General features: G+C 63.2%; 14 protein-coding genes. 7 read left to right on the forward strand and 7 right to left on the reverse strand.

From position 1 onward, the window contains the following. Positions 1 to 40: 40 nt before the first annotated feature. On the reverse strand, positions 41 to 901 hold the full coding sequence (locus JWS13_RS44525) for a GNAT family N-acetyltransferase (RefSeq protein ID WP_206011416.1): 861 nt from the start codon (positions 899 to 901) through the stop codon (positions 41 to 43). 87 nt (positions 902 to 988) lie between these two features. On the opposite strand from JWS13_RS44525, the gene JWS13_RS45830 reads away from it, so the two are divergent. Continuing rightward, the gene (locus JWS13_RS45830) at positions 989 to 1,177 is read left to right on the forward strand and encodes a hypothetical protein (RefSeq protein ID WP_241032561.1); all 189 of its coding nucleotides are present in this window, start codon (positions 989 to 991) and stop codon (positions 1,175 to 1,177) included. A 190-nt stretch (positions 1,178 to 1,367) separates the two neighbouring features. Here the strand turns inward: JWS13_RS45830 and JWS13_RS44535 are convergent, their stop codons facing one another. The 3 genes from JWS13_RS44535 to JWS13_RS44545 all read right to left on the reverse strand — a co-directional run bounded on the left by JWS13_RS44535 (position 1,368) and on the right by JWS13_RS44545 (position 4,114). Further along, on the reverse strand, positions 1,368 to 1,733 hold the full coding sequence (locus JWS13_RS44535; protein ID WP_206011417.1) for a hypothetical protein: 366 nt from the start codon (positions 1,731 to 1,733) through the stop codon (positions 1,368 to 1,370). Positions 1,734 to 2,783: 1,050 nt separating this feature from the next. Further along, the gene (locus JWS13_RS44540; RefSeq protein ID WP_206011418.1) at positions 2,784 to 3,122 is read right to left on the reverse strand and encodes a hypothetical protein; all 339 of its coding nucleotides are present in this window, start codon (positions 3,120 to 3,122) and stop codon (positions 2,784 to 2,786) included. 104 nt (positions 3,123 to 3,226) lie between these two features. After that, positions 3,227 to 4,114, reverse strand: a complete 888-nt coding sequence (locus JWS13_RS44545; protein ID WP_241032562.1) for a hypothetical protein — start codon at positions 4,112 to 4,114, stop codon at positions 3,227 to 3,229. A 414-nt stretch (positions 4,115 to 4,528) separates the two neighbouring features. On the opposite strand from JWS13_RS44545, the gene JWS13_RS46065 reads away from it, so the two are divergent. Both JWS13_RS46065 and JWS13_RS44550 read left to right on the forward strand, forming a co-directional pair. Then, positions 4,529 to 4,660, forward strand: a complete 132-nt coding sequence (locus JWS13_RS46065) for a hypothetical protein (protein WP_259375288.1) — start codon at positions 4,529 to 4,531, stop codon at positions 4,658 to 4,660. A gap of 423 nt (positions 4,661 to 5,083) precedes the next feature. Next, entirely contained in the window at positions 5,084 to 5,527 is a 444-nt protein-coding gene (locus tag JWS13_RS44550) for a hypothetical protein (protein ID WP_241032563.1), read from the forward strand. A 265-nt stretch (positions 5,528 to 5,792) separates the two neighbouring features. Here the strand turns inward: JWS13_RS44550 and JWS13_RS44555 are convergent, their stop codons facing one another. After that, on the reverse strand, positions 5,793 to 6,668 hold the full coding sequence (locus JWS13_RS44555) for a LysR family transcriptional regulator (RefSeq protein ID WP_206011419.1): 876 nt from the start codon (positions 6,666 to 6,668) through the stop codon (positions 5,793 to 5,795). A 69-nt stretch (positions 6,669 to 6,737) separates the two neighbouring features. Here JWS13_RS44555 and JWS13_RS44560 point away from each other — a divergent pair, with 69 nt between their 5' ends. Beyond that, positions 6,738 to 7,337 carry a short chain dehydrogenase gene (locus JWS13_RS44560; RefSeq protein WP_206011420.1) on the forward strand — a complete coding sequence of 200 codons (600 nt, stop codon included), beginning with the start codon at positions 6,738 to 6,740 and terminating at the stop codon, positions 7,335 to 7,337. A 74-nt stretch (positions 7,338 to 7,411) separates the two neighbouring features. After that, the gene (locus JWS13_RS44565) at positions 7,412 to 8,632 is read left to right on the forward strand and encodes an NAD(P)/FAD-dependent oxidoreductase (RefSeq protein WP_206011421.1); all 1,221 of its coding nucleotides are present in this window, start codon (positions 7,412 to 7,414) and stop codon (positions 8,630 to 8,632) included. Between the two features lie 204 nt (positions 8,633 to 8,836). Here the strand turns inward: JWS13_RS44565 and JWS13_RS44570 are convergent, their stop codons facing one another. Continuing rightward, positions 8,837 to 9,466 carry an MTB12 C-terminal domain-containing protein gene (locus tag JWS13_RS44570; protein WP_241032564.1) on the reverse strand — a complete coding sequence of 210 codons (630 nt, stop codon included), beginning with the start codon at positions 9,464 to 9,466 and terminating at the stop codon, positions 8,837 to 8,839. Between JWS13_RS44570 and JWS13_RS45835 the strand changes: the two genes are divergently transcribed. Next, positions 9,459 to 10,181, forward strand: coding sequence for a hypothetical protein (locus JWS13_RS45835; RefSeq protein ID WP_241032565.1), 723 nt, complete (start codon positions 9,459 to 9,461; stop codon positions 10,179 to 10,181). The genes JWS13_RS44570 and JWS13_RS45835 overlap by 8 nt on opposite strands. Positions 10,182 to 11,026: 845 nt before the next feature. Here JWS13_RS45835 and JWS13_RS44580 read toward each other — a convergent pair. Further along, on the reverse strand, positions 11,027 to 11,632 hold the full coding sequence (locus JWS13_RS44580) for a dihydrofolate reductase family protein (RefSeq protein WP_206011422.1): 606 nt from the start codon (positions 11,630 to 11,632) through the stop codon (positions 11,027 to 11,029). Positions 11,633 to 11,885: 253 nt separating this feature from the next. Here JWS13_RS44580 and JWS13_RS44585 point away from each other — a divergent pair, with 253 nt between their 5' ends. Beyond that, positions 11,886 to 12,350 carry a hypothetical protein gene (locus JWS13_RS44585; protein WP_206011423.1) on the forward strand — a complete coding sequence of 155 codons (465 nt, stop codon included), beginning with the start codon at positions 11,886 to 11,888 and terminating at the stop codon, positions 12,348 to 12,350. Positions 12,351 to 12,483: the final 133 nt, after the last annotated feature.

Here is a 12,483-nt window from a genome sequence, read left to right on the forward strand (position 1 = left end):
TGTACCACGAGGCGCGCGGCGCATCGTTGCGCCAGGACGTCTAGTAGCCGATCGACGGCAGCCACGCGCCCTGAGGCTCGTTGTAGAGCCCGATCGTCATCAGCGTCGATTGCTGGACGATCTTCAGTCCAGCATCGAAGCACCAGGCCATCAGGCGCGTGTTGCGTGACGGCACGAGGAACCCGAGGCCGGTGAACTCGTCGGCACCGACCAGGAGCGCGATGACGTCGTCGTCGGCCTTGCCGACCGCATGGCAGGTGTAGCCGAAGCCCGTCGCATAGCCAGTGATCCGGCCGCCACGCTCGACCACCCGGGCGGTGCCGGCATTGACCCAGAACTGCAGCTCGCCGTGACGGTCGTGGCCGTGCACCTGCCGGCAGATCTCGTCGCAGGCAGCGATATCGTCCGGTGTCGCCGGCCGCACGACTGCGCCGGGAATCGCGGACCCGCGTGGCGTTCCCTGGAAGACGGTCAACAGCTCACGCACAGCGAAGCCGAGCTTGGCGTACAGGGAGAAAGACCGATAGTTGTACGCCGTCTGGACCAGCCGAATGCCAGCGACGTCACGCTCCTCCGATCGCTCAAGCAGTGCATTCATCAACGCACGACCCGCCCCTGCGTCCGGCGCCGCCGGATCAACGGCGACGGGACCTATGCCGACGATCTTGCCGCGCTCGTCCTGCAACGCGCTGCCGACGATATGGCCTTCGCGCTCGGCAACCAGACCGTAGATGCCATCGGTGGCGAGCATTGCCCTGATCTGGAAGTCGGCGAATTCGGGCGTGCCCGCTTCGATGGGAAAGGCATGGCGTGTGGCGAGCGCCTCGAAAGCGTCGAACAAGATGCGCCCACACATCCGGGCATCGTCCGGCGTCGCCTCGCGGATCTGCAGTTCGGTCATTCACCTATTGTCGCGCTTGCGCAGCCGACGGTTGTCCCAAAAGCGGATCGGCGACCGGAATCTGAGAAGCATGGATATGGTTCGGGTGTGCCCGAGATTGCTAGCCGGCATCGCACCCAACCACCGCCGCCTCGCTTTGTCTTCGAAGCCCTCACCAATCCTGACCGTGACCCCGTTCGTCCGTGGCTGATCTTGCACAACGACGAACAACGTCCCACGATCGCCGAGGCGGTGGAACCGAACCTCGTCGTCTGGACGTCGATCTGGCCGTGGTGACCGGATGCACGGATCCGTTTCGACATCACGGGCCCACCACGCGGCAGCGCTACTCTGTGCTGGACATTGATCGTCGATGAACCAGTCCCAGACAGAGAAACGACCGTCCGCATGCGCAAGCGAGTGAATGAACTCATCAACGCGAATCTGCGCTTCACGTTCGGTTAGTAGTCGCCCGATCGAGGATCGTTCAAGCGAGGCTCGGGTGGGCACACGGGATCCTGCGGTCGTCTCCCATGACGACGATAACGGAAGGCTTCTGACGCCATGGTGACCGCAGCACGGCAAGGATGAATCCGTCATCGGCGACATCCGCAACAAACTCATCGAGGGAAGTGGTAATCGCGATACTCCGCGCCCCGCTGGCCACGAAGCCGCTGATGGTGATCCATGAACTGTCGGGAGGGTTACCATCAGCAGAGGGTGGCCCGGTTCGAGAAATTTCCAGGCGTTGGATGAAAGATGGCCGGAAATCTCGATCAGGGGCTGCTCGCGGCAACTCGCCAACAGTCATCATTTGCGGGGTTTCCCACTGCCCGTCCACTTCGTTCACCATGACGACGTACCGCGACTCGGCGTTTCGGAGCGCAACTGCAGCGACATTCTCACGTACAACAAGCCGGTACGGCTCCACCGCGCCGCCACTCCGCCCACCTACATGGAAGGACGCAAGGGCACTCGTCGCGGCCGGATGATCTAGACCGTCCATTACCTCAGCGTAGAGTCCTCACCACTGACTCTGCTGATGATCCGGCAGACATCGAGTCTCTCCGAGAGGCCGATTACCGATCGGTAACTGGGTCGATGCGTCCGACGGTGCAGTGTCGGCCACCGACTGACGGGAACCGCCGCCTCCCTACGATCATTGGACCTCCCTGCGATCGTTGAATCCGGGCTCAGTGCCAAGAGTTCCACCACTGAACTACCGGCCATAGGAACGGCCACCAGTAGAAATCGTCGTCACCGAATCCGATCATCGCAGTCAGCCGAAAATCGGGCCGAAGATCGTTACCAGCGGATACACCGTGTACCAATAATGGTCACCGAGCCAGTACCACATGGGGGAAGGTGACATCGGGGATCCTCTCGTTGATCACACCGTAAGTGCTCGCGGCCGCCCCGACCTACGCCACGTTCGCCCAGCTGGCCGGCCCTGTCAACCGAGCTCACTTTTAGGGCGTCGAGCGCTCTGAATTATCTGCGACCGATCAACAATCGGGCTGGACCGACATCGAATAACACTGAGTCAGTGTGGACGCTCGAGCTCGCGATAGCGCTCAGGGTGTGGGCCTCGCCCGCCCCGTACGCGGTGCTCCTTCGTCCCGAAGCCCGATTACTAAACGACACCGCCGACAGGCCGAACCACATCTCCCGTGAATCGGTCCCGGTACTGGACGAGTCTCCGCGGAGCAGGGGCCTGCGGCCAGATCTGGAGTTGGAGGTGTACCAGTGGCTGCTCAGACTTAGGGGGGTACGAGTCCCAGTAATCAGTGCGGCCACGGGCGAGCACGCGGATCCGGTAGCTGCCCGGGCCCGCCGTATCCATCGGACCGATAATGCTCCCAGTCAGGCCATCGAAGCAGATCTCGTCATCCTCGGTGGTGAACTAGGCTTCACCAATGTCCTCCCACTCATCGAGCAACGAGTCCGTGCTTGGAGGAGCCACATTGTCGGTTCCGACGACAGTCACGCGGATCACGCCTCGCCCGCCCGTGTGGATGACCACCCGGCCGGGACCACCATTCACGAACCACGGTTCTTGGTTGAACCACTCCGTACCGAGAAATTCGCCGTCGAACTGTGGCCGAAGAATCAGCGCGTTGTAGTCGACGTCGATCTCGATGTCCATTGGCGCCAGCAACTTTCCCCCGTCCGCGTTGTCGTATCCCGCATCGGTACACATTGTGGCAAAGCGCGACAGCTTGCCTTTAATCTTCGCATGCAAAGCCGCATACCGATCCTTTTGTGGTGGCTCGACGAAGAAGCTCCACCGTGCGGGGGGCGAATCGTAGGACTACGAGCTTCGTGGGCGTCGCTGGCAGTCGTTGCTCAGGCTCGCACCCAGTGGTCGTCGCACCATCGCCACAAGGCCGGCTCGTCGTCGACGTGAGCGACACCGTTGTTCAGCCACCACGTCGCGTCGGGGTTCCAACCCGCCAGGACGGTCGCACCGTTGTTGTCTGCCAGTGGGATTGCGAGGCCAGGTGTGGTCAGGTAGCCGTGCAAGGTGAGGTGCACGGCGTCGTAGTCGTCGGCCACCGCAACCCAGTCAGGAATGAACCAGTCGTGATACTCGCCGGTGGTGTCGAACCAGTTGGAGCGTTTGGACTCCGGGACGGGCAAGGGGTGTGCGGCGACCAAACGCGCCCAGTCCGTCGGGTTCGTGATCTCGTATACCCGTGGTGTGCTCCTGACAGAGACCGGCCAGACCCGTGCTTCGTCTCCGCCGAACGAGTCTTCCTCCAGCAGCAATTCCAATGCACCCACGTCATCCCGTCCCATGCTGGTTTCCAAGGCGGCACTCGGTAACGGTGTCGACCACCATTCACCACCGGTGGTGTTGTCCGGACATTCCGCGCGCCGCGTGCGGAACCGTGCTTCATCCGCGAGGACGTGGTCACGCCATTGGTCGAGGCCGACCGCAGCACTGCGGTACGGCATCGCCGATTCCGGCCACTCCTCGTTCGCAGGCAGTCGTGCAATCATCCGCTGGTTGTCGAGGTCGACCGGCTCGTCCCACCACCGGGTCAGCTGGGACTCCGGGACGGCGGCAGCGACCGGATGCAGAGCCGCGACGGTGTCCGGCTGGGCGAACATGACATCCTCCTCGTCCGGTGGTTGCCAGTACCGGGCCAAGTCTGTCGCGAACGCGAGAGCGTCGAGTAGGTCCAGTTCGGACAGTCCCGACAAGGCTCGAACATCGACTGCCTCGATCACCTCGAGCACGTCCGCAGGCGTTCGTGGACGGTGGGGGCCGTACTGCACAGGTACGCGACGTTCGCGCAGAAAAATCGCCCGCGTGGGGACGCGAGAACGAGTAAGACCAGGTCCATCAGCGAACGCTATCGAACCCGCGGTGCGTCGCACGCAGTTACGGGCAGTCGCATTCGAGGGTTCGGCGCTCCGGTATTCGGCTAAACGAGTCACGAACCTTTGGCCGATCCACCGTTAGTCGGCGTGATAGACCTTTCACAGATCCGTGACCGGTCGCCGATCAGTCATCGAAGACCGTCACCATTGGCGTGCTGCTCCTCCTCATTGTTGTTTGGGTTGTCCGCCGTCGGATGCCGACTATCGTGGGCTGTGCTACCCGACGACTTCGCCAGCCACTGCTCGTAGAAGGTGATTGAGATGGACAGCTTCATCCATCTGGCGGGAGACAGCTGGAACTTCTGGTCCCCATTTCCGCCCGCAATAACTTCCTGGCTGATCGATGTAATGGGCCAGCTTTCGCGGGCGGGAATCATCCCCGGCGGCAGCTGAGTATCGAGCGACGCCGCAGTGGCGGCGGTCCGCGCAAGCGAGAACGTGGACGCTCGATGCCGACTAACCCGGGGTTATGGAGCACTACGTGCGCAAGGAACCGATCCCGTACGAGTCTGGGCCCGCGCCCGACCTGAGACGCTGGTTCCAGAGGATGACGTTTCGAGATCTCCTCCGTGGCTTCCGGGGACTTCTCCATGACCGGAAACCGAGCCCCTATTCGTCGGTCTCACCTCGACGCATGGACGGGTCCCATCCCGACATCTTTCCCTTCAACAGCAGCGGCGGTGGAGTAGGCGGCGGACTATAACGGCTGCGGCACAGAAGATGTCGCCAGTAGCGGATCGGCTTTCGGTGTCCAAATCATCGGGGACCACGGCAACGTACTATCAGGAGCGGATGCAACCAAGGATGGCGGGTTCTGTGTTCACCATCGTAGTTCACCCTGAGCATGGTCATCCCAGCTCCATGTGGCCTTCGCAGGAGCTCGTGATCAGCCATTCAGAGGAGCCCTACGTTCTTCCCAGCCAAATCGGCATGGATAAAGCCCTCGGGGATGAACTACTGGCATGGACTGACCAGTTCCAGAAGTTCTTTGTGGAAGAGCTAGATGACTTCAGCTCACGACCACAACGGCGACCTGGAATAAGTCCCTTCGAGTGGTACGACGAAGGCTATCGAATCATCGACGAGCTTCGACTGCAATTCCCCGATGTGCATGTTAAAGCAGAATTTGCACAATACGTTTTCTCGGTCAATGAACGACGCGAGAACATGGGGCTACCACCGATAAGCCCTCCGAACGAATTCAGGGCTGGGCACATCAGCATTTCCGAGGTCTTGGATGATCCACAGAGTTCGAGGTAACGGAATGAGCGCGGCGTCGAGGACGAGTGTGAGGGAAACCATAGGGGCTCGCCCCGAATGGCGATCCGCCGAGTCGCCGTCGAGGGCAGACAGCGACGGGTACCTGTAGCGGTTCCCCAATTGGTACCCGCAGGTGAGTGGCTGAACCGGGGTGTTGAAGGCGACGGGCGCCCTCACCGCTGGTCCGGCTGCCTTCCTGTCTCTTGGCGAGGCCACCCCGGCTCCCTCGAGCAACGCCTGGCTGGGTATCGCGGCGCGGTCAGAATCATTTCCGGGCTGGGTCGGGTGTTCTCTCGTTCAGAATCTGTTTGGCGTGCACAACGAATCGGTCGGTCATCGGGTGCCTGTTGTGGCGCGGCCAGGTGAGGTAGACCGGGACCGGACTCGTGTTCGGCAGCGGCAGATACGTGACCCCCGGATGGGGGTGGCTGTACTCGGTGGCATCGCTCGTCACACCGATCGCGGCACCCGTGGCGATGGTCGTCAGCCACTCGTCGACGTTCGCCACCACAACTGTCTTCTCCGGGCGGCTGCTCTTCGGCCACAGCTGCAGGTCTGCCGTTCCTGCATTGGAACACAAGGCGATTCGATGCGAAACCAGATCATCGAGCGACAAGGCGCCCTTGCGGTTCAGCGGATCGTCGTCGGCGAGGGCGAGCATTCGGTTCTCGTGGCCGAGCAGGGCGTGCTCGAAGGAGGGTGGTCCCGGTTTCGCGCGGAAGAACGCCATGTCGATCTCGCCTTTCCGCAACGCCAGGGCGGGGTCGTCGACGCGGCGGACCACCAGCTCGGTCCCGGTGTCGTCCTTCCAGGTCCGCAGCAACGCCACCGTATGACGACCGAGGGCCGACCACGCGAAGCCGACGCGCAGCGGCGCCGGGCCCGCTTGCACCTCGGCGACGGCCTCGTCCACGCTCTGCAGGATCCGATGTGCACGCTCCCAGAGCAGCTGCCCCTGCGCGGTCAGCTCCAGGTGCCGGGTGCTGCGGTCGACGAGTTTCGTCCCGATCCGTTCCTCGAGTTGCCCGAGTGTGCGTGAGAGCGCGGGCTGTGCCACATGCAGCACCGCGGCCGCACCGGTGATGCTGCCCTCGTCGCCGATGGCGGCGAGGGCACGCAGATGCCGCAACTCGATATTCATTACTGCCGAGCATAACACCACATGAAATAGCATTTCTCAACGCTGAGTGGCGTGGTTAGCGTTGCCCTCATGAACATTCTGCTGATCGGATCGTCCGGCCGCCTCGGCTCGGCCGTCCACACCGCCCTCGCCGACCGCGGCCACAAGGTCCTCACCGCCGGCCGCACCTCCGGGGACTTCCGTGTCGACCTGACCGAGCCCGCCTCGGTCGCCGCGCTCTACGAGAGCATCGGCGCCGTCGACGCCGTTGCCAGCGCCGCCGGCACCGTGCCCTACAAGACCATTCAGGAGATGACGGCCGACGACTACGCTGCCGCCTACGACGGCAAGGTCCGCAGTCAGGTCGAACTGGTCCGGCAGGGCATCCACCGCATCGCCCCGACCGGGTCGTTCACCCTCATCACCGGGATCCTCGCCCGCACCCACATCGCCACCGGAACCGCCGCGTCCCTGGCCAACGGCGCCGTGGAGGCGTTCGTGCGCGCCGCTGCCGTCGAGATCGCCCCGCAGCGCGTCAACGCGATCAGCCCGACCGTGTTCACCGAGGCCCTCGACGCCTACGGCGACTACTTTCCCGGCTTTCCTGCCGTCGACCTCGCGGATGTCGCTCAGGCGTACGTGCGCTCCATCGAGGGCGTCCAGACCGGTCAGATCTTCGCCCTCGACTGACCTACCGACCAGCTCCCAAGTCCATCCACACAGTCGCCGAGACCTCCCTCCCGGCACGGAAGCGGCCCGAAACCATGAACAGCACACCATTTCCCGCCACACCCACACACTCCGCGTACGACGTCGTCGTCATCGGCGGCGCCACCAGCGGCTCCGCGGTCGCCTGGTACCTGGCCACCAACCCCGACTTCACCGGCTCCGTCCTCGTGGTCGAACGCGACCCGTCGCTGAAGAATTCGGCCACCATCGCGAGCAACAACTGCATGCGCCAGCAGTTCGCCACCGAGATCAATATCGAGATCGCGCAGTACGCCGCCGAGTTCGTGAAGAATTTCCGCGAGAACCTCGGCGGTGACTCCGAGATCCCGCACCTGCCGATCCGGAATTTCGGCTACCTCTACCTCGCCGACAACGACGAGTTCGCCGAAACCCTGCGCCAGGACCAGCGTCTCCAGGCCTACACCGGGGCAGGGACGACGATCCTCTCGCGTCAGGAGATCGCCGCGAAATATCCTTTCTACCGCGTCGACGACATCGTCGCCGGCAGCCTCAACACCGTCGACGAGGGCGCCTTCGACGCCCTGGTGATGGTCGACTGGTATCGACGCAAGGCCCGCGAACACGGCGTCGACTACATCGAGAACGAGGTCGTGTCGATCAGCCGGACCGGGGATCGCATCGACACGCTCACCCTCGCCAGCGGCGAAGTGATCACCGCCGGGACGGTCGTCGACGCCGCCGGCACCCGCGCCGCGCACGTGGCGCGGATGGCCGGGGTGGACCTCCCCATCGAGGCACGCCGCCGCTACACCTACATCTTCTCCGCGGAAAGGCCTCTTGCTCAGGACCTTCCCCTGACCATCGACCCGACCGGGGTGCACATGCGCTCCTACGGCGCGCACGACTACCTCGTCGGCTGCCCACCCAGCCACGACGACCCAGCGGTCGACGTCGACGACTTCGACTACCCGGAGGACATCTGGGAGAACAAGATGCTGCCCGTGATCACCAAGCGTCTCCCCGAGCTCGGCGCCGTCACCGTGACCGACTCCTGGGTCGGCCACTACGAGTTCAACACCTTCGATCACAACGCCATCATCGGCCCGCATACCGAAGTGCCGAACCTGTTCATGTGCAACGGCTTCTCCGGCCACGGCAGCCAGCAGGCACCGGCCTGCGGCCGCGGGGTCGCCGAACTGATCACATACGGCGAATTCCGCACACTCGACCTTTCCGCGCTCTCGCACCGGCGGATCGCCGAGAACCGGCCACTGGTCGAACGCGCGGTCATCTAGCACGTTTCCGTCGCCGACACCGTGGGGTGATCCCTGAAGCCAGTCCATTAAATTAGGGATCACCCCACGGATCTCGGCTGCACCCCTTGGCCGCGACATGCCTCTCCGTTCATGAACATGGTTTGGCATCACCCTTATGGCGCCTGCATTCCATCCAGAAGATGACCGGTGACCGATCGGCAACCGATCACCCATCGGCGAGCCCTAGTCGCAGACCTGCGGTGCGGCGAGAAACAATTTGCCACAGACGAAGGCGCGGGAAAGCTTCCACTCGTTGTTGTAGCGCACGAAGGGTATTGGTCCCACCGGGTAAGGTTCCAGGCCTTCGACGCGGCCCGGTCCCGTCGCGTTGATCTTGTCTGGGCCGACGAGTTCCAGCGCGGTGAACTGGATGTATTGAGGTCTGGGCTGCGCACCCCAGGCGCGCGCGATCGGCAGGGTCAGGCCGCTGGGACCGTCCAGGAGCAGCGCGCGGTCCTCCTCACGGATCGAGTAGTTGGTGGTGGCGTTGTAGAGGGCGGTCAGTTGCTCGGGAGTGGGCACGAGATCGGTGATCAGCGTCGGCGCCGTCGCGAACTGTGTGGAGTGAATGATGACGGTCGGATCGCGCGATTCGGCGTCATCGGCGGGCGAGCACCCGCAGGTCGCGGTTGTGATCGCGACAAGAGCGCTGGCAACTATCACGGCGTTCGTCGCCCTCATGGTCTGGGTATCGCCCCAAGTCGTCGCAGCGTGACAAGCTAGTGCCACGCAATCGTCATCAACGATCGGGTACCGGTCCTCGATCCATTGGGTTTCGGATTGTGCCGGATGTGGAAGGAGCCCTGTGCGCAAACACCTTTTGATTGCGGCCGGCGTAGTGGTGGTTGCTGTCGTGTCAGTAGGGGTGCTCCTCAACGGCGCAGCCTCGGACCTCATTCCCGCCTCCGTTCCCGACGCACCGGATGGCGGCGCTGAAGATGCTGGATCGATGCCGAGCCGAGGCGTGGTCCGCAGCTGGGATATCGAGGGTATGGAGGGCGTTATCGACGGTGACGATATCCCGGGCGGATGCCACATCATGTTCGGGGCAGTCGCGGTAGATGGCTTCCCCGCGTTGTCCAAAGGACAACAGGTGGAGTTCGAATGGTACCGGGACGAACAGTCCGAGTCGGGCCTTCTGTATGAATGCAGTCGGGCATGGCCGGCCGGGGAACCGCCATACGACGAGCCGAAGGCTTTCAGGTCGAGAGCGTGGACGATCCACCCGGACGGCACCGTCGAAGAGATCACCGAGGCGGATCTGGCGGAGCCGGTGCCGGTGCCGGTGCTGCCCCGGCTTACCGGCCAGACCGTAGGCACCGTGCAGATGTGGAATGGCGAAGAGGGGTGGGGAGTTATCGACTCCGCTCAGACACCGGGCGGTTGTTGGGCCTTTTACAGCGATATCGTCGGAGAAGGGTTCCGAACCTTGGTTGTGGGTGACACCGTCACACTCGACTGGGAACAGGTAACCGATCAGGACGGTTATCAGTATCGGGCCACACGCGTGAAGCAACACGGCGGCTAGCACCCCAACGGGTGTGGCGAAGGCTCTCGATCCCCAGGCCCGTATCGATCAGCAATCGATGACCACTCAGCCATCCGCTTCCGGCGTTTTATGGGTTCGTTCCGGATCTAGAGCGTGTCTGAAAATGTGTCACCCAAAGCGTCTTCAGCACCGCGCTTACGTCGCTGCGGCAGAACCCCGCCCTGACGTCCCGGGGCGCGGGACAGTTTGCTGGAACGTCGCGGTGATTGATCCAAGGACCGCCATGGGAACAGCGAACAGAAGCAATCCCCAGTAAGAGGTAGACGCCCAATTCTCCAGCCCGGCGATTGACAAACCAACGAGTGCCGCGACGGCCAACCAGGAAACCCGCTTTCGCATTGCTAATGCCGCCACCATAGGCGGTGTCGCGAGCAACAGTGCCAGACCGACCAGCGGCCATACCCCCAGGACGTGGACGATGCGGTCATCGCACCGAAAATAGGATTGGCTCTCACCGATCTTCGAGCACGACAACGACACCTCAGCCATTGTGGACGAGGTCCCGACATCCGCGGTGAACGCCAACGCGGCCACAGCTAGGGCCCACCACACTGCTCTCGACACGGCCGCAGCCTAACCCGTTGCATGTCCACCACCCGGGATCGCAACGGCAATCGACTCTCGGTGCGAGCCACTCATCGCGCACCTGGTGAACGCACGGGACCCTCGGTCCGGGCGCGAAGTAGGCGTCCCACATCGTCCCGGCGCCGAGCGCCATTGCTGCTTCGGTGGGCTCAGGCGTCAGGTATGTGACGACCGCGATCGGTTCGACCAGTTGGAACAGGCGGCGGGCGGTGGTGTTCGACATCTGCGGACGGGCGACGTCACGCAGGGGCGTCGAGCGGCGGGTGCTTGAGCACGCGTGGCTTGTACTCGACCAGCTGGATGCGGCCGTCGAAGGTCCGGTGCTCGATCATCTCGAGGGCGACGTCCGGGTAGCCGTCGTAGATGCGTTCTGCGCCCGTAGCCCCGGTGATCACCGGAAACATCACGACTCGGAAGCGGTCGACGAGTCCGGCCCGTAGCAGGGACCGGCACAGGGTGAGGCTGCCGATCGTGCTGAGGAGCCCTGCGCCACTCGATTTCATGGCGCGGACCGTCTCGACGGCGTCGTCGCGGACGAGCGTGGAGTTGGCCCACGTCAGTGGCTCCTCGAGCGAGGAGGAGAACACCACCTTGGACGCTTGCGTGAGCTCGTCGACGGACGCCTCTTCTTCGGCCCTGAATTCGTCTTGGCCATTTGGGACCTCGCCGGCGGCGAAGCCTGACATCAGCCGGTAGGTGTTCGCTCCCATGAGATAGGTGACCTCGGGCTGCTCGCCGAGCCAAGCGAGGTACTCCGGGCCCTCGAGGCCCCAGAACCCGGGCCAGCCCTCTCCCGATGCGTTGCCGTCGAGGGAGGTGATGAAGTCGACGAGAAGCTCTGACATGGCGGTGTCCTTTCCTCGGATGTTACGAGCTTGGACCTGCCGCGTGCGAAGAACTCATCGGGTCCATTCGGTTTCGATGATAGGTCGGCCATGGATCAGAAACCGCCATTCTCGGGAGCCGGCGTCATGAGACACCACAAGGGGATCGCTGACCGGTGTCCCGACAGGTCAGGGCATCGAGGCGACGCCATAGTCGCGACCAGGCGCACTCGATTTCGTTCGATACATCGCGTCTCGGTGACACCCTGGAACGATGACTGGCTTCTTCGGGAACCCTCGCGGTGAGCAAGTGCTAACGGCCACCTGGGTTGCGCGGGAAGGCGTGCGCCTGGTGTCGTCGGACCTGCCGGATGCGTGGGTCAACGCGCTGGGTCGTGTCGGCCGGGATCTGAACGTGCGTCAGTACGGAGGTGTGGTCGAGCGGGTCGACTGGGTCGCCGAGTACGACCCGGACAGCGGCTGTGTGCTGCTTCTGAGCGACGTGACGGTGCTCGGTCGCGGGCCCGGAAGCTTAGGTATGAGCGGATACGGCGCGCAGGTCAACAACGACGAGGAGTCGGTCGTCGTCTGCATTGCCGACCTCGTTCAAGATCAGGTGGCCCGCGCTCATGTGGCATGGCCATGGGGTGACACCGGTGGTTTCATGACCCCTCGCCTTGTCGATGCCGTCGCGTTCTGGTCAGACAGAAGCCGTTACACAATGATCGGCAGCCTTTGACGATCCGGAACGTGTCTCGGCACCGGATTGCGATCGATCCACGGGATCCGTCTATGACGTGGCCGAATAGAAAATTGGCATGTGCACGGTCGTTGTGATGATGCAGTATCGATTCATGTCTCCGACCATCGGA

The organism is Rhodococcus pseudokoreensis (assembly GCF_017068395.1).
Taxonomy (GTDB): Bacteria; Actinomycetota; Actinomycetes; order Mycobacteriales; family Mycobacteriaceae; genus Rhodococcus_F; species Rhodococcus_F pseudokoreensis.

Excerpts from the sequence above, each read along its gene's own strand:
- JWS13_RS44525 (WP_206011416.1), bottom strand. The coding sequence starts at position 901 with ATGACCGAACTGCAGATCCGCGAGGCGACGCCGGACGATGCCCGGATG.
- JWS13_RS44535 (WP_206011417.1), bottom strand. The coding sequence starts at position 1,733 with ATGGTGAACGAAGTGGACGGGCAGTGGGAAACCCCGCAAATGATGACT.
- JWS13_RS46065 (WP_259375288.1), top strand. The coding sequence starts at position 4,529 with ATGGACAGCTTCATCCATCTGGCGGGAGACAGCTGGAACTTCTGGTCC.
- JWS13_RS44555 (WP_206011419.1), bottom strand. The coding sequence starts at position 6,668 with ATGAATATCGAGTTGCGGCATCTGCGTGCCCTCGCCGCCATCGGCGAC.
- JWS13_RS44560 (WP_206011420.1), top strand. The coding sequence starts at position 6,738 with ATGAACATTCTGCTGATCGGATCGTCCGGCCGCCTCGGCTCGGCCGTC.
- JWS13_RS44565 (WP_206011421.1), top strand. The coding sequence starts at position 7,412 with ATGAACAGCACACCATTTCCCGCCACACCCACACACTCCGCGTACGAC.
- JWS13_RS44580 (WP_206011422.1), bottom strand. The coding sequence starts at position 11,632 with ATGTCAGAGCTTCTCGTCGACTTCATCACCTCCCTCGACGGCAACGCA.
- JWS13_RS44585 (WP_206011423.1), top strand. The coding sequence starts at position 11,886 with ATGACTGGCTTCTTCGGGAACCCTCGCGGTGAGCAAGTGCTAACGGCC.